Origin of the sequence: Leeuwenhoekiella parthenopeia (assembly GCF_020782115.1) — a bacterium.
In the GTDB taxonomy this organism is placed as follows: domain Bacteria; phylum Bacteroidota; class Bacteroidia; order Flavobacteriales; family Flavobacteriaceae; genus Leeuwenhoekiella; species Leeuwenhoekiella parthenopeia.
The window spans coordinates 49,756-71,271 of record NZ_JAJGMW010000006.1 but is presented as its reverse complement, the minus strand read 5'-3'; the positions used below and the strand labels follow the sequence as shown (position 1 = coordinate 71,271).

Genomic DNA, 21,516 nt, shown 5'->3' with positions numbered 1-21,516 from the left:
AAGAAAAATACAGTGATTATAAAGCCACTTAAATTGAATCGGTATGCATTTCCCAAAAGGGGCTTGCTGCTCGTTACCATGATTTTGGTAGGTTTTAGCGCTTTTAGCCAGATCGATAACCGGTCTGGTTCTTTTAAAATTCCCGCGGCAAAAGACACCACAAATACTCCTGCAATTCAACCCGAAAAATCGACACCAGATCTCGAAGTTCCGAGATCTCAGGGGGCTTTAAAACTCGATGCAAGTGGTAAGCTGGTCGAAAGGCCGGTACTACGGGCACCCGAGTCTTCCGATTTTTATATGTTAGACCGTGAGGACTTTGCAGATTCGGGTAAACGCTATACCGACGCTATGAATGAATACCAGGCACGTCTGGACCGGGAGCGCAGGGGCAATGTACCCCGCGAGAATATTGATTTTGGGGTTTTTAAAGGAAATTCCAAGCAACTCATTATAAAATGCCGCGATTTTGGAGCCATTGATAACGACCGTGTGGCTATTTTGAACAATAATCGCACAGTGGTACCCGGTATATTTTTAGCAGGCACCTTTACTCAGATCACTATGCAACTCGAGGAAGGATTCAATAAAATAGCCATTAAAGCACTCAATCAGGGTTCGCTGGGGGCAAATACCGCAGAATTTTATATCTATGACGAACTGGGTAATCTGGTTTATTCCAATCAATGGTTACTAGCCACCGGTTTTGAAGCACAATTTGTCTACGTTAAAGAGAGCAGCAATTAAGCTGAAAAAACAGTATACTAAAAAAGGGTCTGCAACTGCAGACCCTTTTTTAGTATTTAAAGCGGCCGTAGTTTATAACTCACCTTTTTGTTCTTCCAGATTGTTATTACGGCTACCTCCCTGGCTGTACAATTTATTTTCTTCATCCTTGAGACGGGTGGTTTGAGCTGTGGTTTTTTCTCCGGTAGGGATATCCAGTTCATTCCCGGTGAAATCAACATCTTTGGTGCGGTTGCGCAATTGCTCATCTGCACCGCCATCGTTGTGAATGTTCTTTTGGTTGAGAATGTCCTTATCGTGTTTTGTAAGGTCTGAATTATACGTGTTTTCTTCTTTATTCTTGGTTTTCATAATGTGATTTTTATTAAAGGTAACGGTCTGGTATCGTTATAGAAACCATTTTAACTGCCTTTAAAGAAAACTATAACAAGGTTTTAATAGTAAGGCTTATTAGTGCAACAGGCAGAAAGACTACTTTTAACACTCCAAAAATGCAGCAGATTTAACTGCGGCCAGACCGGGATTGTATGACCTCAAAAGCCAAAAAGATTTTAAAGAAAACCCTGAAGATTATAGCTAAACTACTTGGGGTTTTAGTGCTTTTAATCCTTTTGCTCATTCTGTTTGTACGCAGTCCGTGGGGGCAGGGGATTTTGGTAGACAAGGCTGTAAACTACATCAAATCAAAAACCAATACCGAAGTTCAGATTGACAAGCTGTTTATAACGTTTAACGGAAATCTTTCCCTGGACGGTTTGTACCTTGAAGATAAGCAGGGCGATACCCTGGTTTACAGCAAACACCTGGAAGCCGATATTCCGCTGTGGTCTCTTATAAAAGGCGGTCCTCTGAGTATCGATGATGTAAGCTGGGAGGGACTCAAGGCAAATATCATTCGTAAGGATTCTGTTGCCGGATTTAACTATGAGTTTCTGGTTGATGCCTTTGCTTCAGACACCACAACGGTTCAACAAACACCACAGGATACCACAGCTTTTAAGCTGAATCTGGGTTCTTTCGATTTTGAAAATTTCGATTTAAAATTTCAGGATGATGTTGCCGGTATTGATGCACGATTACGACTAGACCAATTGGAACTCGATGTCGATCAAACCGATTTGGATCAGTTTGTTTTTGATGTGGGAGATGTTCGCCTAAATAATACCAGCCTGTATTATAGGCAGACCAAACCTTTCCCGGAGTTTGAGGACACTACCGCGGCACCTATGCCTCAGATTAGCATAAGCAGTCTGACCCTAACTGATGTAAAAGTAGACTATGCTTCACTGCCAGATGGTATTAGCCTCAAGGCAGATGTGGGTAATCTCATTACTTCGGTCCCTCAATTAAACCTAAAAGATCAAAATTACCGTATAGACGGTTTTTTACTGGAAAACAGTATCGTAAATCTCGACTTAAAAACGCAACAGCCTTCTTCTGAAACGCCAGCAGAACCTGTTCCGTTTACCTGGCCCGAACTGGTAGTGAATGCTGAAAATTTAGAATTGCACAATACCGATTTTACCTACACGCTCGATGGAGCGCAGGTTTCCTCGGGTCAATTTAATCCTAATGCGGTTGCACTATCAAAGCTTAATTTTAAGGTTCCCAATCTGGATTTTAAAGACCAAAACCTGACCGCCACTGTTGCAGAGGCCAATTTTGAAGAAGCTTCGGGTCTCGATTTGAAGACCCTTAATTTTGAAGTCGAAGCAACTGATGAAAATTTAAATCTCAAGGGCTTAAATCTTCAGCTGAATGGAAACAAACTTTCGGGATCTTCACAACTTAGTTATCCTTCACTGGCAGATTTTATTGAAAATCCCGGAAATGCGCGCCTCAATCTCAATTTGGACCGAATCGTCGCAGATTTAAACACGATTTTTAAGTTTCAACCCGGGCTTCGGTCTAATGAATATCTTGCTAAACTGAGCAGACGCCCGGTTACCGGTAATCTTTCCGCAAGCGGAAACCTAAGCGCTCTTGATATTACCAGTGCTCAGGTTAACTGGGGTAATGCTACTAAAATACGCTTGCGGGGTACAGTTTATAACCTCACAAATCCTGAAGAATTAGCGTATAACTTTCCGGATTATCGTGTAAAAAGTTCGCGAAGCGATTTGACCAAATTCTTAAATGAGGCCGACCTGGGTGTGAACCTGCCTAAGGAAGTAAAACTTACAGGTTCGCTTAAAGGAACAGACAGCAGACTTCTTACCAAAAGTGCCCTCCAAACCAGTGAGGGTGCTGTGACTTTAGATGGTAAGCTTAATTTTGAGAACGCGATTGAATTTGAGGGGCAGGTGAGGGGTTCTCAAATAAGATTGGGTAATCTGCTTCAAAACGAGAGCCTGGGGCAGGTGAGCTTTAATCTGGATGCCCGTGGTTCGGGAGCTACACTTAATGATCTTGATGCGAGTCTTACCGCGCAAATAGACAGTCTGGATTACAATACGTATACGTTTAAAGACTTGAAGCTTGAGGGTGAGTTTAAAAACGGAAGTGGTGCGCTTACTTCATCCTATAAAGACCCAAATCTGAATATGAAGCTTAATGCCGATGTAGATCTGGATTCGGTTGCAAGCGGTGCACGCGTTAACCTTGATTTAATTGGAGCCGACTTAAAAGATCTGGGATTGGTAAAGCAAAACATAAAAGCTGCTTTTAATCTTCAGGCTAATTTTAAAGGAACAGCAACCGATTATGAGGTTCAGTCAAAAATAACCCGCGGTGTAGCGGTGTATGATGATGAGGCTTATCAACTGGGCGATCTTTCGGTAAACGCCTTTGTAAAGCCCGATACGACTTCGGTAGATATACAAAACCGAATTCTTCAATTGGATCTGGAGTCTAATACCAGCCCCGGACATTTTCTTTCGGCGGTTCAGAATCATTTTAGACGATACCTGGACACCAACCCCACTATGGATACCATTGCAGATCCTGTTCTGATACGTGTAAGGGGAACGGTTCACGAAGCGCCTATACTGAATGAAGTCTTTGTCCCCAATCTGCGCGAGCTCGATACCGTGCAAATTGCAATCAATTTTGACGAACTCAAGCGCGATCTCAATGCAGACATCAATTTACCCTACATCAATTATAACGGGTACACCATAGACAGTCTGGCATTTACGATGGATTCTGATGCTGAACATCTAAACTTTGACTTTGGGTTACGGGAATTGATAGCAGGCCCCGTTGATCTTCAAAATACCCGACTGGAAGGAGCTTTGCAAAACAGCAAGCTCGCGCTTGATTTCAGTTCAATGCATAAGAACGAACGCCTGATGCATATCGCTTCAGAAATCGAATTGCAAGATGATGTAGTCACGCTGCACATTGTGCCTGACGGATTGATATTGAATAAAAATTCCTGGGATGTCAACCCAAACAACCGGATTGCATTTAAGGAAAACAATACTGTGTTTACCGATTTTGTGCTGAGTTACAACAACCAGCGGGTAGAAGCGGGCAACGCGTTATCGGGTGTATCTAAAGAGCATCTGGGCGTGCAGTTTGATAATTTTAAACTTTCGACCATTACAAGCTTCCTCAATCCTGATGAAAGTCTGGCAAAAGGTAAGTTAAGCGGAATCTTTGCCGTAGAAGAACCCACAACTTCTCCGGGAATGGTAACCGATCTTAAGATTGTAGATTTTGAAGTCCTGGGAACCGATATGGGCGTGCTTACCGCAAACGGAAAATCGATTAGCGCAACGGCTTACGATTTTGATCTGAGTGTAAAGGAAGGAGTTGCCGATCTGGATCTCACGGGAACCTATCGAACGAATGCTACCGCTGCTGAAATTGATTTAGACCTTGACATCAACGCCTTGCAGATGCAAGCTTCGGAGAACTTTTCACTGGGAGAGATCAGCAATGCTTCGGGTACGGTGAATGGTAAACTAAGTCTTACCGGTACCACTGCAGAGCCTAATTATGAAGGAACCTTAAATTTTGATCAGGCCAAGTTTGAGGTTACCAAACTCAATGCACCGTTTCTATTGGCTGACGAAAGCATTAAGCTTGATAATACTGCTTTGTATTTTTCAGATTTCAAAATACAGGATGCCAGCTCCAATACCCTGGTTGTAAATGGGGAAGTGGGCACGGAAAGTTTTATCAATCCTACTTTTGATTTAAATATCAAAGCGACCAATTTTGAAGCGTTAAACTCAACCAAAGAAGATTTTGATCTGGTTTACGGGAGAGCGGTTTTTGATGCAGATGCCCGCGTAACCGGAGATCTCAATTTACCTGAAATTAAACTGGACCTTACCGTAAATCCCGAGACGAATCTCACCTATGTCTTACCACCTTCTGAAGTGCAGATCGAATCTAAGGATGGGGTAGTAATCTTTGTAAATAAAGAAAATCCCGATGCTATTCTTACCAATTCTGAAGAGGAATCCTATACCGTTTCGGGCTTTGGGGTAGATGCCAATTTGAGTATAGCAAAAGGAGCAACTTTTAATCTTGTAATTGACGAGCAAACCGGCGATAATTTTCAGGTTTCCGGTACGGGTGATTTTCAGTTTGATATGTATCCTAACGGAAGGATGACCCTGAGCGGGCGGTACGATGTCACAGACGGGCATTATGAGATGAGTTTGTATGGTTTGGTCAAGCGTCGGTTTGATTTGGCTCCGGATAGCCGCATAACCTGGTCCGGTGATCCTTTTGATGCCGATCTGGATATCAAGGCTTATTACAGCGTGGAAACTTCAGCGAGCGGACTTATGGCCTCACAAACGAGTGGGGCAGATATCAGCACTCAGGGACAATACCGTCAGGAAGTACCATTTAGGGTGTACATCAATATCAACGGCGAACTTATGCAACCGGTTATTTCGTTTAATCTCGATATTCCGGAAGCCAGTCGTGGTGCGATAGGAGGACAGGTGTACAGCAGGGTACAACAGCTTAATCAACAGGAGAACGAACTCAATAAACAGGTTTTCTCATTGCTTGTACTGAACCGATTTTTCCCCTCTGCATCCAGCGATGGCAGTGCGGGAGGTACTGCTACTATCGCCCGGGATAACCTGAATGATGCGATTTCAGACCAGCTCAATCTGTTTTCAGATAAACTTTTGGGAGACACCGGTTTCGATTTAAATTTTGGTCTGGACAGCTACACCGACTATCAGGGAAGTTCTCCCAGCGAGCGAACGACATTGGATATCGCCGCACAGAAAAAACTATTTGACGACAGGGTGGTGGTAAGTGTAGGCAGCAATGTTGACCTGCAGGGCAGTAATACCAATGCAGATGGCGGCACGGCTCCGGTGGTGGGCAACGTAAGCATTGAGTATTTATTGACCGAAGACGGCCGTTACCGCCTAAGAGGCTATCGCCGCAGTCAGTTTGAGAATGTGGTTGACGGCCAAATCATCGTTAATGGTATTTCGCTTTTGTTTACGCAGGAGTTTAACAAGTTTACAGAGCTCTGGAAGTCGATGTTTCCGGCAAAAAAAGAAGAGGATGACGAGAAGAACTAATCATACACTACACTTATTGAAACGGGTATCCGCTCTTCTGTTGCTGGGTTTGCTGCTTTACAGCTGCTCGGTTGAGCGCTTTATTCCGGAAGATAAATTTTTATATGTGGATCACCGGGTTGAGCTAACGCCAGATTCGGTAGTAAACGATATTGATAATATACAGCTTGACCTTGAGGCAGCGCTGCGACCAGATCCTGTGAGTGGTCTTTTGGGCGGTTATCCCGGTTTGTATTTTCATTACAAGGCCAGCCGTGAAAAGCCGGGTTTTATCAATCGCTTTCTCAATAAAAAATTCGGTCAGGAGCCGGTTTACGATACCGATGTACAGACCTATGAGATGGAACAAATTCTGTTGAACCGACTTGAAAATAAAGGTTTTTTCTACAGCGTGGCGACTTCAGAGATTGTGCGCGACACAACCCATAAGGAAGCCGAAGCCATTTACCGCTTGCGCATGTCAAAACCCTATCGGCTTAAAACCTATCAGCTGGATACCGATACGCTTCCGGTTTACAATTCCATTAAAAATTCTTTAACTGAAAGCCTCATCAAAAAGGATATGCGTTTTGATCTCAGTGCTATGAAAGCCGAACGTCAGCGTATAGACGGCTATCTCAAAGAACAGGGCTATTACAACTTCAACCCGGCATTTTTGATTTTTGAGACCGATACCAATCAGTATAAAAACCGGCGCTTTGATCTTTATTTAAGGCTGAAAAAGGACGTTCCTCCAAAATCGGTGATACCCTACAAGATTGCTAAAGTCAATGTGTATCCCAATAATACGGTAGAATTAGACAGTAGTGCTTTAGATACAACCCGCTTTGCTCAGAAGAGTTTTATTCAGGGCGAAACCTTTTTTAAACCGAAGCGTCTCGATCCTTTTATCCTGCTCGAAGAAGGCGATTTGTACAGTCCGTCAACCTCAAAATCCACCAGCCGCAGACTGGGTTCTATTGGTGCCTATAAGTTTGTGAACATTCGCTACAATGAGCTGGAAACCGATGCGGCAGATGACAGTCTGGGATTGCTGGAAGCCAATATTTTTCTTTCGCCCTTAAACAAACGTGCCGTGCGCGCTGAGGTAAAAGGGGTCACCAAATCCAACGGCTTTACCGGTCCGGGACTGGGATTCACGTTTGTAAACCGCAATCTGTTTAAAGGCGGGGAGACGCTCAATATTTCCCTGGACGGAAGTTATGAAGTACAGGCCGGTGGTGCAGGCAATAATGCCGGGAGTTCGAGCATTCAATTGGGTTTAAACGGAACGCTGATTTTCCCCAGAATGCTATTTCCCGTTACCATTTCCAAAGACTATTTCAAATACGACATTCCCAAAACGAAGATGGAATTGGGCGTGGCTTATCTCAATCGTACCCAATTGTTTACGCTGGGTTCGGTGGAAGGGAAGTTTGGTTACGTATGGCAGGCTAATAAATACGTGACTCACGAGATCAATCCGGTAGCGATAAACTACGTTTCTTTGGCCAATACCACTCCTGAATTTGATGCCATTCTGGAGGCTAATCCTTTTTTACAAACCAGTTTTGAGCAGCAGTTTATTTCGGGTCTTACCTACTCGTTTATTTATAACGGTATGGTAGACGCGGGGAAAGCGCATCAGATTTATTTTAACGCCAATTTTGACACCGCCGGTAATAGCCTGAGCCTTATTGCAAGCGGAAATAAACCACAGAGTATTTTTGGCCTTGATTATGCGCAATACGCGCGTCTGGATGCCGATGTGCGGTATCATTTCAACTTCAGCAATCAAACCCTTGCAACACGGCTTTTCGCCGGTTTGGGTGTTCCTTATGGCAATTCTGAAGTGGTGCCGTACACCAAGCAGTACTTTTCGGGCGGACCCTATAGTGTACGAGCCTTTAGAACGCGCTCGCTGGGTCCCGGAACTTACGAGCCCGATAATGACAACAGTTACTATGATCAGACCGGTAATTTACGTTTAGAGGCCAATCTCGAATACCGCTTTCCGCTGATCAATGTGCTGAAGGGAGCCTTGTTTGTCGATGCCGGAAACGTTTGGAACACCACAGATAACGAGGCTTTAGATGGTGATACCTTTGGCAGTGATTTTATGAGTGAGCTGGGTATTGGAGGCGGTTTTGGGTTGCGTGTAGACATTCAGAGTTTTGTAATACGTCTGGATCTTGCAGCTCCTTTTCACGATCCCAGTTTGCAACAAGGCGAGCGCTGGTCGTGGGACGTGAGTAATCCGATTTTGAATTTTGCTATTGGTTATCCGTTTTAAGCTTTCGCGAAAGCTAAACATCAGGCATTAAAGCCTTTCAACTTATCAGCTATACTAAGTAGCTATTTTAAAAGCTTATGTTTTAGGATCCCTGCGGAATAATTCGATTACATTAAAAAGCAGAATACAGAAAATTACCCAGATAAAACCGGCGATAAAGCCACCGGCGATGTCTGAAGGAAAATGCACACCCAGATAAATTCGGCTGATACCGATGCTGAGAATAAAAAGCACCAGGGCAGTAATGCAGAGTGCTTTTAAAAACGTGTTCATCCTAAAACGGGTAACCAGATAGATAAGAAAGCCGTAAAACGCCATTGCGCTCATCGCGTGCCCGCTGGGATAGCTTAGCGTTTCTACCGTAACCAAATGTTCTATACCGGGGCGTGCGCGGTCTATAAAGCGTTTTAAAATCACGTTTGAGATCGAAGCCAGGGCAAGTACCAGAACAATTTGCAAAACATACTTCCATTGCTTAAAAACAAAATACGATAAGATTGTGGCGATTACCAGAATAGAGAGGTAACCGTACAGGTCGCCAATATCTGTGACGATAATGAAATAATTGGTAAGTGCAGGGTTACGGTAAGAGAGAACAAATTCGGTAACGCGCGAATCCCAGGCGTTTAGGGTATCAGACTCCAGCGTATCGGTAAGCTCGATAAACAGGTTGATGCACAAAACAACAATGACCAAAGCCACAAGAATCGTAATGAGGTAGGGAAGACCGGGGTTGTACTGATGAAATTTATCGCGCAGCAGCCTGCCTAATTTGTAAATAAACTGAAGTAACGAATTTCTCATAGACACAATCTAAACAGCCGGAAGCATTAAGCGGATGAAAATACCAATTTTAGAATGCTATAGGTTTAATTTTATCTTAAGTTTTACGATTTTGAAATTTGATCAGGCTACGAAGTGGTATTGAGTTCTGCAGTTTCAGACCTGCTAAGGCCACTCAGATCTACTGAAATCCTTCCGTTTTTGTGAGCCATTAAATACACGAATTTCTCTCCCCATTTGATTTCATCAAACTTATACGAAGAGCGGGAATAGACTGATTGCGAGAAGCTTTCGTCAAAAGCTTTAATGACTACAATGATCTCGATGTCACCCATAGCGAGTTCCTGCTTTTTAAATTTTAAGAAGGGGCTGTCTCCTGAAATGGGATGAACAATAGTCCAGACGGCAGGTAAAAATACCACCTTAGAGCGTTCCAGTTCGAGCTCATAGAAATCGCGCAGGCTTGAATTCTCACGCAAAATAGAGAGGGAAACTTGGGCTTCAATCTCAAGCAATTGATTCCCGTGCGGATTTGCCACCCGAAACATAAAGCCGTTGATGTCTTTGTAAGGCGCAACTACGGCGTGCTCGCTGTATTTAAGTTTTGCAGCCGGTTTTGAGAAGCGACCGTAAACCAGACCGGTAGCCAGAGCAAAACCCAATAGCCCCAACATAGACTCTGTAGCGGCAACTACATTGGCCAGAATACCCAATGGAGCCACCTGCCCATAGCCTAAAGTTGTTATGGTTTGTGCACTGAAAAAGAAAGCTTCGGTAAAACGCTCAAATGGGGTGATGCCATTTATTCCGGTTAAATTTTCGGTACCGATGCCAACATAAATCGAGGCAAAGAGGAGGTTGGTACAGAAATAGGTGAGGCCTACAAGCAGCAAAAAGCGCGGCCAGGACATGGTAACCAGAGCATGGAAAAAATTAAGTCTTTCTAAAAAAGGGATATTGTCTTTGTGAATATTGAAAGAACCATCCTTTTTAAGCACGCGGTAATGGCCGGAAGTGGCTTTTTCGCCCAGACCAAAGTCGTTGTATTCCTGTTTTTTATACGTTTCCGGGGGTTGCATTGCAGACATACCTTGGCTTTTAATCGCACTAAAATAGGGCTAAAATTTTTATTTGAAAATTAGGGCGTTCCAGCCAAAATGGGTAAAGAATGCGGGTCATGTTTTGGAAACTCAAAACAATATTAGAAAAAGGCATAAGAGCAGTTAGTGAAGAGTTGATTTACAGTTCATAAACGAAAAGGCTGCTCAATTCTGCGCTTTCGGAGGTTTAAATAAGCCTGATTTCTAAGAAGTAAGGGTTTGTAAAAAGCTCAGTACTGCCGGCTGAGGTTTTGTTTATTAACTTCCCGGCAACTTTTCTCCTTTTGCCGAAAGTTCAACAAGTTTCAAGATTCGATTAGTTCTTGTTTTTTCAGTTTTAGCAAGTTTAATCCACCTTAATGCAAATCTTTTACTCGAAGGGTTGATCGAATTGAAAAATCCTAAAGCTCCATCGTTTTTTGAGAGTTCCTCGTGCAGGTCTTCCGGAATAACTAAATTATCAACATCGTCCATAAAATGCCAAAGTCCATTTGATTTTGAAATTTCGATAGCTTTTAATCCTGATTCGTGCATTTTTCCCTCACGTATTAATTTAGCTGCCCTTTCTTTATACGTTTTTGCCCAATGCTCCACTTTTCTTTGGGAAATTAACTGCATCGTTTTATGAGCATCCAGCTTACGCCTGATTCCATCAATCCATCCAAAACAGATTAATTCATCAAGCACATCCCACCTTGTAACGTATTTAGCGGGTTCATTTTTTTTATAAGTGATCAGCCAAACACTATCAGGTTGAGCGTGATTTTTCATTAGCCATGACCTCAGTTCTTCCTGAGAAGTAATTTCAACTTTATCGAAATTTTCTGTTTTTATCATTTTACAGGATTAAGGCAGGGAGCAATTTAAGCTTCGAAAATCGTATTTTTTAGAGTAACACGCAGTCTTGGTAATTTCAGGTTACTTTGAAAGCAGTATCCCCACGCTTTGGGATGTAGTTATTGGGGTTATGAATGATAATAAACTGGCTTTTGCTTTCTGTTTTTTTTTTAAAGAAGGATTTAAATCAATGCTAGCGCACGTTAACTTCCAATGTTTATCAACGGTCTAAAACTAGAAAACCGCTTAATCCCGAGGATTCGGGAGGTTTAAATAGATCGATTTTTTAGAAACTATGGACTTGTGCAGCGGTTATCTTTGTTATGGGCTTTTATTTCCGTTTCGTACATTTTATTAAATGAAAAGGATAGTTTTCAATCACCTCCGTAGTTTCAAATAATCCAAATTCGCCAAATTCCTTCTCTATGGTTTCTTTGTCGTAGAAGAAAATTTTAACACCGCCAAACATTTCAAAACGGTTTTTACTTATCGGTGTTCCTTGTCCGTAAGTTTTAGCATCTTTTGTGATAGCTGTAAAAACCATATATCCGTTTTCTGTCAACTGGTTAAAACAGTCTTGAATTAGTTTTTTCCTTTCGTCTTTATCCAATAAGTAAATTAGTCCGTAACAATATATTCCGTCATATAATTTGTCGTCAAACGGCATTTCTGTTACCGACCCGTGATGAATTGTTAAGTTATTGTCAAAATGTTCGTGAGCTAAATCAATTGCGGTTTGTGAAATTTCAATTCCTGTTACTGATATTCCATTATCTATGAAAGTTTTAGCATTCCGACCATATCCGATCCCTGGAATTAGAATGTTTTGTAAATTCTTTTCAACAAAAAAGTCACTTGTCAAGATGGTGGATTTTGCAGGTTTTGAACCCCACATTTCTTTTTTGTCTTTAAATGCCTCTTCCCAAAACTCAGCCATTATAAGCAGATTTTATCTTCTAAGACTTGGCATTTAATTCGTAATCTATTTACGGTGCTATTTATTTCGTCAGAGTTGAAATTTTCTCCTTCAATTCTCAAAATAGTGTGTCTGCAATGAAAGGGTAATTCTGTTTCATTCAAGTCGGTGTTGATTTTTATATCTGAATAGTTGCTAAGAATAGAGTTCGCAACTTTGTCCGCTTGATTTTGATTTTCAAAGTTCGTAATAAATACTTCAGTCATTGTTGTTACTTTTAAATTTTAGTGTCGTTTTTTAATTGCACATAACGTCTCGGCTATGAGTAGTTGCGTGGGTTAGTACTAACTTTTGCAAGTACACACCAAACTGAAAATCCGCGAGGATTTTCATAGGTAGGTGAGAACAAGCAATTACTGATAGCCATTGTGCCTGTTGCACAAGTTAGCAAAAAGCTAACATACGGTTTACCTGTAATTTACAATTGAGTTGTAATTTCATGGTATGCAAGGAAAGAAAGTATATCAAGAGCAGCTTTTCAACAGTTTTCAGTTGAGTGAGCGGGTACCGGTTACCAACTTCTACCGGCGTCTAAAGGAAGCATTGAGCCTTGATTTTCTCTATCAACTCACCCGGGACTTTTACGGTAGCAGTGGTCAGAAGAGTATTGATCCGGTGGTGTTTTTTAAACTCTGTCTGGTGGGTTATTTAGAAAACATCATCAGCGACCGCAAGCTTATCGAGCACTGCAGTATGCGACTTGATATCCTGTATTTTATAGGCTATGATATTGATGAAGAATTACCCTGGCATTCTACCATCAGCCGAACGCGGCAGTTGTTCCCGGAAGAGGTGTTTGAATCGGTTTTTACCAAAGTATTCATTCTTTGTGTAGAAGCAGGTATGGTGAGCGGTCATACCCAGGCTATTGACAGCGCCCCGGTAAAGGCCAACGCTTCGATGGACACTCTGGAACTTAAAGTGCCTGAGGAAGAACTGGAGTCTCACCTGCGCAGGGTTCGTCACATCAGTCGATGGATAAAGAGCAGCCTTTTCGCAAAAGCAAAGAGGATAAATCAAATAACGACCAGCGCAGCATAACCGCTAATGAGCAGGAGTTAAAAGCTATAACTACCCGCAACAAGCGTTGGAGCAAAGATCAGGCCTGTGCTGAGCGCTAGCCGAAGTGACCAGCGACCCGGCGCTGGTAACAAAGGCAGTAAATACACCAGCAATAAAACCCACTATAGTCCTACTGACCCTGACGCTCGTATTAGTGTGAAACCGGGCAAGGCTAGAAAACTCAATTACCTGAGCCAGCTAAGTGTAGATACGGGTCATCATGTGATCACCGACATTAAAGCTTATCACGCAGACGGTAAGGATAACCAGCAACTTCCCGATATTGTTAAGCGTGTAAAGCGGCGTCTGTGGCAGCAGGGTCTGGTCTGGGAGAACTGTGTTGCAGACACGGGCTACAGCTCCGGTGAAAACTATGCATTTTTAGAGCGTCAGAGAATCCAGAGTTTTATACCTGCTCACGGTACCTTTAAAGGCGGTCCCGAAGGCTTTGAGTATGTTGAAAATAAAGATCATTACCTATGCCCACAGGGCAAAATAATCCCGTTTACCAAGGAGTTCAACGATTACAGAACGGATACCCGCAAGAAGGAATACCGAGCCCGCAAACATGTGTGTATGGATTGCCCCATACGCAGCAGCTGTCTGGGTAAAAGTGCTCAGGAGAAAAAGTTTAGCGTCACCTATTACCGGGCAGAATACCAGCGTAACATAGCCCGGGTAGAAAGCACACAGGGCCGGTATATGAAAGCTAAGCGCCAAAGCACGGTAGAACCTGTTTTTGGCACCTTGACTCAGTTTATGGGGTTAAGAAAGGTAAATACCATAGGATTAAAGCAGGCCAACAAGTGTATGCAGCTTGCTGCCATTGCCTACAACATTAAAAAGTACCTGAAGTTTATTGAAAAGCGCACCAAAAGCGGGGCAGGGATGCTCGGCTTGTATTTTAGAGTAAAAACGACCGTAGAACAAGCATTTACATCAACTCTAACGCACATTAACTTCCAATGTTTATCAACGGTCTAAAACTAGAAAACCGCTTAAAAACAGTTTAAATAGATTGATTTTTTTAGAAATTATGGACTTGTGCAACGGTTACCAATGTTGCCATTAGTTTTTTATTATTCATCATCTGGTAAAAGGACAACAAAAAAGTCAATTACCAATGATGTTATTTCTCCATTTTTGTCAATTCCCCAATATGCTGGATACATTCCATCACCGTAACCTGATTGAAACATTGTGATATTTAAGTCAGAATTCGGAAGTTTAAAATTCACCCAATTCCCATAGTCGTTTGGGTCATTTTGGTCTTTTGCACTTTTCTTAAATTCCATTGCAAAAAAGTCGTCATAAATATTCCCATTAGGATTTGACTTCATAAAGTCGTCTTGAAATTTCAAATATTCCACTCCAGCTTGAATGTCAAAAAAACCACCCAATCCAGCGTCAACAGGAAATCCGAAAAAGTCTCCTTCTTCAGTCAATTCATTGATATCCTCTCCATCTCGAACGGCTAATACCCATTTTTCAGCTCGTAGATTATTAAATTCCAATTGGGCTATTGCATATCTGTCTCCAGAATTTTCTGTTTTAACTTCATAAATTTTGATTGGATATTCTCCACTTTTTACTTCTCGATTTAGAGGTTGCATATCTGGTGTTACAAGTGGGTCACAAACAACAATTTTTCCAGTAGGTACTTTCAGTTTTCCGATATCAATTACTGTAATCGGCATTCCTTCGATTGAGTCATTGTCAAAAAGTTTGTTGTAATCTGCGTGAGATAGTATTTCTTCCTTATTCTGTTTTTTCTTTTTGAATATATTGAACATTTCTTGGTCTTTCTCTTTGTTATTTTTCTGTTGAGAATTACAAGCTGTAACACTTGAAATCAAAAGACAAATTATTATTAGATTTTTCATTCTCAAAATTAATGGCAACGGTTAGTATATGAAAAGTAGGCGATTACGAAGCACTAAACTTTCGGTTAAGCATAAATTTTGATACGAGCTAAAATCCTTAAATTCAGTACTGTTCCGCCTAATTTTTTATATACATTGTTGTATGCCGTATTTTTATTCTTTTTCCATTTGTGAGCCAATAAAAGGTATTCTTGGTGCTAAAAAATAACCTGTTAAACTTGCGAATAAGATTGGGATAAAATGTCCAAACCCTGTCAATGTTGCAAGTAAAATTGTTGTACTCATTGGTGTTCGAGTTACACAGGCGTTAATTGCCGCCATACAGCTAACTATCGCTAATGTCAAATTTATTACAGGAAAAAGTTGATGAATAATAAGTCCTAATGTTGCTCCTACAAAAAACAAAGGAATGATAAATCCACCTCTCCAACCTGATGTAACTGTTATTGAAATGGCTATAATTTTGAAAATTAAAATAGCAAACAATAAAGTCAATGGGAAATTCCCTGAAAGCAGTTCGTTAATTTCGTGATGTCCAAAGTATCTTGTTATTGGAAAGTAGAATGCAATTACTCCAAGTAAAATTCCTCCAATCAGCGTTTTGAAATAAATGGGAATTGGTTTTTTCTCAAATAATGATTTAAAAAATTTGGTGCAAAAAATAAAAGCCCACCCAAAAGTAGCTCCAACTACTGCAAATAGAACTGCATAACCAAAATCAAAAATACCTGAGTATTCATAAGCTGATAAGTCCCATATTGGGCCAAGTCCCAAATGAATGATTAATGCAAACACCAAGTAACTAAAACAACTTGCAACAAATGCAGGAATAATAGCTTTGTAATACTCTACTGCGTGTTTGTGGTGCAAAATTTCCAATGAAAACAAACTACCACCCAAAGGAGCACCAAATAATGCTGTGAATCCTGAAGCCATTCCTGCGATACTTAATGACCGTAATTCTTCTCCTTTAAGTCTTAATAATTTACCTAACCAAGTTCCTGTTGAGCCTGTCACTTGAACTAATGGTGCTTCGGGTCCAAGGCTTCCTCCTGACGCAACACACAGTAATGAGGAGAGAACCATAGATGGATTGTTTTTAGGGTCAAGTTTTCCTTTGTTGAACCGAATGTTGTTTACGATTAAATGTATTTCTCCTGGGTCTCCAATGAAGTGAATTACCAAGCCTGCTAATAGTCCGCAAATTGCCATTACAGGAATTACTTGCCAACCATTAAAAAAAGCTAATTGATGAGTCAGAAACTCAAGTCCAATCCAATAAATTCCTGCAATTATTCCTCCAATTAATCCAAGTATAGCCCATAATAAAAAAGTCCGACTGAAAACGAATGGGTTAAATCGGACAGGTTGGTCTAAAATATTTAAGTATGTTACTAATTTTCTCCTTCGTTTTAATTTCACTGTTTCGTTTCTGTTTTATATGGCATACAACGGTTTGTATAACCGTCAGTTACGGGTTAATATGCGTTAATTTTCGGTTTAGCACTGACGTTAGCAATTCCGAGTGGATTCGGACGCAGTCGAATCCGCCGTAATTGCGGTTATACATTGTTGTGTGCAGTTTTTTATTGATGTATTGGTTCATTTTCCATTATGTGAAAAGTCAGACTTGGTTTTCGTCCGTTATACAGAAATAAGTTTGTCGAGTCCTTTATTCCGCCAAAACTTTTGTCCAATTCAGCTTTTCTTATTGAATCAGCAGGTTTTTTAAATTCATACGATAGAAAAATCCATTTATCTTTTTCAAATTCCACGTTTTCTGTTCGTTTCAAATCAGAATTTGCAACCTCAAAAATAATTTCGTGTTTTCCTTTAGTCAGCTTTTTGTTTTCAATGTATTGTAAGTCAGGTGCAATATTTGTGTATTTAGCATTTTGGTCAAATATTGTGTCATTATCCACTATCAATCGCAAAGGAATTTCAGTTTGTTCTTGACTTCCGTTTGAGATATAAAAAATTCCGTTAACTTTTGATTCGCAACTGAATAGTAAAATCAGAAATGTAAATGTTAATAGTTTTTTCATTTTCTCAAATTGCACACAACGTACGTATAACACAACTGGTTGTGTTATATCTGTTTTATCAAGCACTAATCTAATGGATTTTTAATTGTTTTAAAAGTATTTGTTGCTACGTGCGTGTAGATTTCAGTAGTTTTAGTTGATTGATGCCCCAATAAAACCTGTATTTGTCTTAAATCTACACCGGCTTCCAGCAGGTGCGTAGCAAAGCTATGCCTTAATGTATGAGGGGTAACTTTGGTAGTGATTTTTGCTTTTTTGGCGGCATTTTTAATAATCTTTACTACTGCCTGACCGCTGTATTGCCCGCCGTTTTGACCTTCAAAAAGATATTCTTTCGGCTTAAATTGTTTGTAATACGTGCGTAAATCCAGTAACGCATTTTGAGATAAAATACTCAATCGGTCTTTATTGCCTTTGGCTTGCCTAATTTTAACGAGCATCCGCTTACTGTCTATATCTTCAATTTTTAGATTTAACAACTCACTGCGTCTTAACCCGGAACCATATAAAAGCGCTATTATACACTTATGTTTAATATTGTTAGTGTGTGCGATTAGGGAAAGAATTTCCTGTTTCGATACGACCTCAGGAAGTTTGTATTCCTTTCTGGGGCGTTCCAGTTCATAAAAGCGATTGGGCATTCCCAAAACCACCTCATAATAAAACTTGATCGCATTAATGCTTTGGTTTACGTAAGAGTTTGATTTTTTACGCGAAATAAGACGCTGTAAATAGGCCAAGTTCCTATAGTTTATTCTGTTCATTTTCTTTGCTTGTCCAAAGAAAACGAACCAAAAGAAAGGACACTTTTTCTTAGGTATTTTTGCCTTATCAGGCAAAACCGCAATAAGGCCCCTAAATTTTCTCCAAGGCTTCAAAAATTTTTAACGGTGCCTTCTTGCTATACTGAAGAAAAAGAAAACTAAAGAAGAAAAACCTTTAAAAGGGCGCACCGATAAAAAATTCTGTTCGATTAAATGCAAGTCTATTCAGCAATACGAAAAGCGCCGGGAAAAAGACGTTTTCTTTTTGGAAGTTGACCGCCAGCTCAAACTAAACCGAAAGATTCTTAAGGCGCATAACCGCAGCGGCTATACTACGCTTGCCAAAATAGAATTACAAAGCGAAGGCTTCAATCCCAGGTTTTTTACCCACTACTGGAAAAACACGCAGGGCGATGTCTATCTCTTTGTTTACGACTACGGCTTTCTAGACCTTAAGAAAAACGGAAAGGAAAAATACCTTATCGTAGCGTGGCAGGAGTATATGCGTTAATAGCTGTGATCATCCAGTTGCACCTTGCCTCTAAAGGTTCGGTAGACAAAAAAAGTATAGCCCAGCACAAGCGGACCGCCAATAGCTACAAACAGCAACATAATGCCCAGCGATTTATCGGACGAAGCCGCCTCGTAAATATCCAGACTGTATTTAGGGTCCAGAGTTGAAAACAGCAGGTTGGGATATAATTCTATGGCCACCAGAACCATAAGCAGGCTTACCGTAAGTGAGGAGAAGAAAAACGCCATTTTATAATTGCGCTTGCTGGCGAGGCGCGGTACATTGGCGATACTCATAAAGGTGAGCAGGGGCATGATAAACAGCGCGGGATTGCTCTTAAAATCATCAGACAGATGCGGAATGTACAATAGTGTATACAGGCTGGTAATGGCAAAACTTACCATAAAGAAGATCATGCCTTTCTTGAGCAGATAGGTAAGCTTGGCAAAAAGTCGGCCTTCGGTCTTTAGCAGTAAATAAATGGCACCATGCGCCATAAATAGTGTCAAAGTCGTAACACCGGTCATCAGCGCATACGGATTTAAAAATTCAAAAAAGCCCGATCCCGCGTACTCAAAATTGGGACCTATGGCGATTCCCTGAAGCACATTGCCTAAAACGACTCCCAATAAAAACGCCAGCATAATGCTCGAAATGCTGTAACACACATCCCAAAGTCTGCGCCACCACAACATCGGTTCTTTACCACGAAATTCAATAGCAATCGCCCGGAATATGATAAATACCAAAAACAGCATAAAGGGTACATAAAGCGACGAAAACAGGGTGGCATACATCACCGGAAAACCCGCAAAGAGCGCCCCGCCGCCAATCACCAGCCAAACTTCATTACCATCCCAAACCGGCCCCACGGCATTGAGCGCGATACGCCGGCTTTGTTCCTTTTTAAAAAACAGATGCCAGGCACCCGCGCCAAAATCGAAACCGTCTAAAATGGCATAGCCCGAAAAAAGTCCGCCTACAACCAGAAACCAACAGGTGGGGTAGTCTAATCCTAAAAATGTTTCCATAATCTGTGTTTTAACCGGTTACTGCTTGTGAAATTTCTTTAGTGAGCGGGCGGTTATCGTCATCTTCCTCAGACTCCTCATAAGGGCCATGCTTTATTTTTTTGTTCAGCAGGTACACAAACAGCACAAACAACAGGCTGTACACCAACATAAACAGGATCAGCGAAAACAAAATCTGGTTGGCTGACACCGCCTGCGAAAAAGCCTGATCTGTGCGCAGCAGGCCGTAAACCACCCAGGGCTGTCTGCCCATTTCGGCGGCAAACCAGCCTACCTGATTGGCAATCTGCGGAAGCAGGGCGGTAAACACAAACACCCACAACAACCAGCGCTTTTGAAACAGCTTTTTGCGCCACAATAAATAACAGCCATAAAGACTCAAGGCTATCAAAAACATGCCAATGGCAATCATAAGATGGTAAAACTGAAACACCGCGTTAATTTGCGAAGGGCGATCTTCTTCAGGGAAGGCATTAAGCCCGGTTACCGGCGTTTCAAAGTTCTGATCTATTAAAAAGGAAAGTCCGCCGGGTATCGCCAGGCCGGTAACTTCCTGTTTTTCCTTATCTACCCAGCCGAAAAGATATAGATCTGCCGGAGCTTCCGTTTCAAAATGTCCCTCAAGCGCAGCAAGCTTTGCGGGCTGATTTTTGGCAACCCCGTCTGCACTCGCGTGACCGGCAACCAGCTGCCCAAGGGAAGTTATCGTGGCCACAATCAGGGTGATTTTAAAGGCTTTTTTGGAGATCGCCACATAACGCCCCTTTAAAATATAATAGGCGTGAACACTCAGTATCAAAAACGCGCCTGCTAAAAAGGCACCGAGCCAAACGTGTATGATGCGCTCTACACTAGACGGATTGAAAACCATCGCCCAAAAATCGGTGATCTCAGCACGGGCATTCAGGCCTTCACCCACAATGTGATAGCCCGCCGGGGTTTGCTGCCAGCTGTTTGCCACCACGATCCAGATCGCGCTAAACATAGATCCCAGAAATACCCCAATGGTTGATAGCAGATGTACCCAGGGCTTAACGCGGTTCCAGCCAAAAAGCAACACGCCCAGAAAACCGCTTTCGAGGGCAAAAGCAAAAATTCCTTCAGCTGCCAGTGCGCTGCCAAAAACATCACCCACATAGCGCGAGTAGGTCGCCCAGTTGGTACCAAATTCAAACTCCATCACAATTCCGGTAACCACCCCAATACCAAAAGTAAGCGCAAAGATTTTAGTCCAGAATTTGGCCAGAATGTGATACTGCTCTTTTTTGGTTTTGATAAACATACTTTCAAAAAAGACCATCAACAGGCCAATCCCGATGCTAAGAGGCGGATAGATGTAATGAAAGGCAATGGTAAAGGCAAACTGGATTCGGGCAAGTAATTCGGTATCCATCTTTTACAGTTTTCGCAGCTGCGAAAGGATTAAAAATGCAGCCAGTTTAATATGCAAAACTACCTTTGGGCAGGCCCGAAGGCATTTTTAGTTTTTCGAATCAAAGCCAGATTTATTCCGCCTTAATTCACGAGTAAATTTACGACCCAAAAGCTTTATAAGCCCAGCAAAAACAAGGCTTTTACTGTTAAATGTCTTTCATTTTAAAATGAAAATAAAACCGGAATAAAAACGTTTGTTTTCGGCTGTTTGATAACCTGCAAATCGTAAAAAATGAATCGCTGGCGTTTCCTTTTCCGGTAGTTTACCATAAACCTGCTGAAGTACTGGTGCGCGGTAAATAAATAAGAACACCTTGTCATGAAAAGGAGATTTATAAATTGAAAAATGTGTTTAGGTTGAATTACCATAACAGATGTAGAAGTTGGGATTGGAAGAACAACCAAACAAAACATGAACATGTTGTAGACTAAACGCTATTTTCTGTCTTTTATTCAATTAAAAGTCAGCTTTTAAGGAATGTGCTAATTATTTAAAATTAGTTGGATTTACCTTCCTAAAGCACCGCTTTTATTCGAAATTAGTACTGATTTATATCGATTTAA

Annotated in this window: 14 protein-coding genes and 2 pseudogenes; 5 read left to right on the top strand and 11 right to left on the bottom strand. The window is 41.4% G+C overall.

Annotation, left to right across the window (positions count from 1 at the left end; genetic code table 11):
• Nucleotides 1–33: 33 nt before the first annotated feature.
• Nucleotides 34–747, top strand: a complete 714-nt coding sequence (locus LLW17_RS06230; RefSeq protein ID WP_228229399.1) for a hypothetical protein — start codon at nucleotides 34–36, stop codon at nucleotides 745–747.
• Between the two features lie 72 nt (nucleotides 748–819).
• On the opposite strand, the gene LLW17_RS06225 is transcribed toward LLW17_RS06230, so the two are convergent.
• Complete coding sequence (locus LLW17_RS06225; protein ID WP_228229398.1) at nucleotides 820–1,098, bottom strand: hypothetical protein; 279 nt, start codon at nucleotides 1,096–1,098, stop codon at nucleotides 820–822.
• A 176-nt stretch (nucleotides 1,099–1,274) separates the two neighbouring features.
• On the opposite strand from LLW17_RS06225, the gene LLW17_RS06220 reads away from it, so the two are divergent.
• Complete coding sequence (locus LLW17_RS06220; protein WP_228229397.1) at nucleotides 1,275–6,251, top strand: translocation/assembly module TamB domain-containing protein; 4,977 nt, start codon at nucleotides 1,275–1,277, stop codon at nucleotides 6,249–6,251.
• Entirely contained in the window at nucleotides 6,235–8,523 is a 2,289-nt protein-coding gene (gene tamL, locus LLW17_RS06215) for a translocation and assembly module lipoprotein TamL (protein WP_228229396.1), read from the top strand. Before LLW17_RS06220 ends, tamL begins: the two co-directional genes overlap by 17 nt.
• Nucleotides 8,524–8,598: 75 nt before the next feature.
• On the opposite strand, the gene LLW17_RS06210 is transcribed toward tamL, so the two are convergent.
• From LLW17_RS06210 to LLW17_RS06195, 4 genes are all read right to left on the bottom strand, one after another.
• On the bottom strand, nucleotides 8,599–9,327 hold the full coding sequence (locus LLW17_RS06210; protein ID WP_228229395.1) for a phosphatase PAP2 family protein: 729 nt from the start codon (nucleotides 9,325–9,327) through the stop codon (nucleotides 8,599–8,601).
• A 107-nt stretch (nucleotides 9,328–9,434) separates the two neighbouring features.
• On the bottom strand, nucleotides 9,435–10,394 hold the full coding sequence (locus tag LLW17_RS06205) for an ion channel (protein WP_228229394.1): 960 nt from the start codon (nucleotides 10,392–10,394) through the stop codon (nucleotides 9,435–9,437).
• 270 nt (nucleotides 10,395–10,664) lie between these two features.
• The gene (locus LLW17_RS06200; RefSeq protein WP_228229393.1) at nucleotides 10,665–11,243 is read right to left on the bottom strand and encodes a YdeI/OmpD-associated family protein; all 579 of its coding nucleotides are present in this window, start codon (nucleotides 11,241–11,243) and stop codon (nucleotides 10,665–10,667) included.
• Nucleotides 11,244–11,574: 331 nt separating this feature from the next.
• The gene (locus tag LLW17_RS06195) at nucleotides 11,575–12,180 is read right to left on the bottom strand and encodes a class I SAM-dependent methyltransferase (RefSeq protein ID WP_228229392.1); all 606 of its coding nucleotides are present in this window, start codon (nucleotides 12,178–12,180) and stop codon (nucleotides 11,575–11,577) included.
• A gap of 483 nt (nucleotides 12,181–12,663) precedes the next feature.
• Between LLW17_RS06195 and LLW17_RS19065 the strand changes: the two are divergent.
• Nucleotides 12,664–14,265: pseudogene (locus LLW17_RS19065) on the top strand (IS1182 family transposase).
• 95 nt (nucleotides 14,266–14,360) lie between these two features.
• Here LLW17_RS19065 and LLW17_RS06180 read toward each other — a convergent pair.
• The 4 genes and pseudogenes from LLW17_RS06180 to LLW17_RS06165 form a co-directional block, all read right to left on the bottom strand.
• Nucleotides 14,361–15,164 (bottom strand): DUF4241 domain-containing protein, encoded by an 804-nt coding sequence (locus tag LLW17_RS06180; protein ID WP_228229389.1) that lies wholly within the window; start codon nucleotides 15,162–15,164, stop codon nucleotides 14,361–14,363.
• 153 nt (nucleotides 15,165–15,317) lie between these two features.
• The gene (locus LLW17_RS06175) at nucleotides 15,318–16,586 is read right to left on the bottom strand and encodes a chloride channel protein (protein WP_228229388.1); all 1,269 of its coding nucleotides are present in this window, start codon (nucleotides 16,584–16,586) and stop codon (nucleotides 15,318–15,320) included.
• Nucleotides 16,587–16,750: 164 nt separating this feature from the next.
• Nucleotides 16,751–17,209, bottom strand: coding sequence for a hypothetical protein (locus tag LLW17_RS06170; protein WP_228229387.1), 459 nt, complete (start codon nucleotides 17,207–17,209; stop codon nucleotides 16,751–16,753).
• Nucleotides 17,210–17,274: 65 nt separating this feature from the next.
• Nucleotides 17,275–17,943: pseudogene (locus LLW17_RS06165) on the bottom strand (tyrosine-type recombinase/integrase); the annotation flags it as partial.
• Between the two features lie 172 nt (nucleotides 17,944–18,115).
• Between LLW17_RS06165 and LLW17_RS06160 the strand changes: the two are divergent.
• Nucleotides 18,116–18,484: a hypothetical protein gene (locus tag LLW17_RS06160; protein ID WP_228229504.1), complete on the top strand. Its 369-nt coding sequence runs from the start codon at nucleotides 18,116–18,118 to the stop codon at nucleotides 18,482–18,484.
• On the opposite strand, the gene cydB is transcribed toward LLW17_RS06160, so the two are convergent.
• Nucleotides 18,481–19,518, bottom strand: a complete 1,038-nt coding sequence (gene cydB / locus LLW17_RS06155; protein WP_228229386.1) for a cytochrome d ubiquinol oxidase subunit II — start codon at nucleotides 19,516–19,518, stop codon at nucleotides 18,481–18,483. The genes LLW17_RS06160 and cydB overlap by 4 nt on opposite strands.
• A gap of 10 nt (nucleotides 19,519–19,528) precedes the next feature.
• Nucleotides 19,529–20,911, bottom strand: coding sequence for a cytochrome ubiquinol oxidase subunit I (locus LLW17_RS06150; RefSeq protein WP_228229385.1), 1,383 nt, complete (start codon nucleotides 20,909–20,911; stop codon nucleotides 19,529–19,531).
• Nucleotides 20,912–21,516: the final 605 nt, after the last annotated feature.

Coding starts and splice junctions, on each gene's coding strand:
- cydB (WP_228229386.1), bottom strand. CDS start 19,518: ATGGAAACATTTTTAGGATTAGACTACCCCACCTGTTGGTTTCTGGTT.
- LLW17_RS06150 (WP_228229385.1), bottom strand. CDS start 20,911: ATGGATACCGAATTACTTGCCCGAATCCAGTTTGCCTTTACCATTGCC.
- LLW17_RS06210 (WP_228229395.1), bottom strand. CDS start 9,327: ATGAGAAATTCGTTACTTCAGTTTATTTACAAATTAGGCAGGCTGCTG.
- LLW17_RS06205 (WP_228229394.1), bottom strand. CDS start 10,394: ATGTCTGCAATGCAACCCCCGGAAACGTATAAAAAACAGGAATACAAC.
- LLW17_RS06200 (WP_228229393.1), bottom strand. CDS start 11,243: ATGATAAAAACAGAAAATTTCGATAAAGTTGAAATTACTTCTCAGGAA.
- LLW17_RS06225 (WP_228229398.1), bottom strand. CDS start 1,098: ATGAAAACCAAGAATAAAGAAGAAAACACGTATAATTCAGACCTTACA.
- LLW17_RS06220 (WP_228229397.1), top strand. CDS start 1,275: ATGACCTCAAAAGCCAAAAAGATTTTAAAGAAAACCCTGAAGATTATA.
- LLW17_RS06170 (WP_228229387.1), bottom strand. CDS start 17,209: ATGAAAAAACTATTAACATTTACATTTCTGATTTTACTATTCAGTTGC.
- LLW17_RS06180 (WP_228229389.1), bottom strand. CDS start 15,164: ATGAAAAATCTAATAATAATTTGTCTTTTGATTTCAAGTGTTACAGCT.
- tamL (WP_228229396.1), top strand. CDS start 6,235: ATGACGAGAAGAACTAATCATACACTACACTTATTGAAACGGGTATCC.
- LLW17_RS06195 (WP_228229392.1), bottom strand. CDS start 12,180: ATGGCTGAGTTTTGGGAAGAGGCATTTAAAGACAAAAAAGAAATGTGG.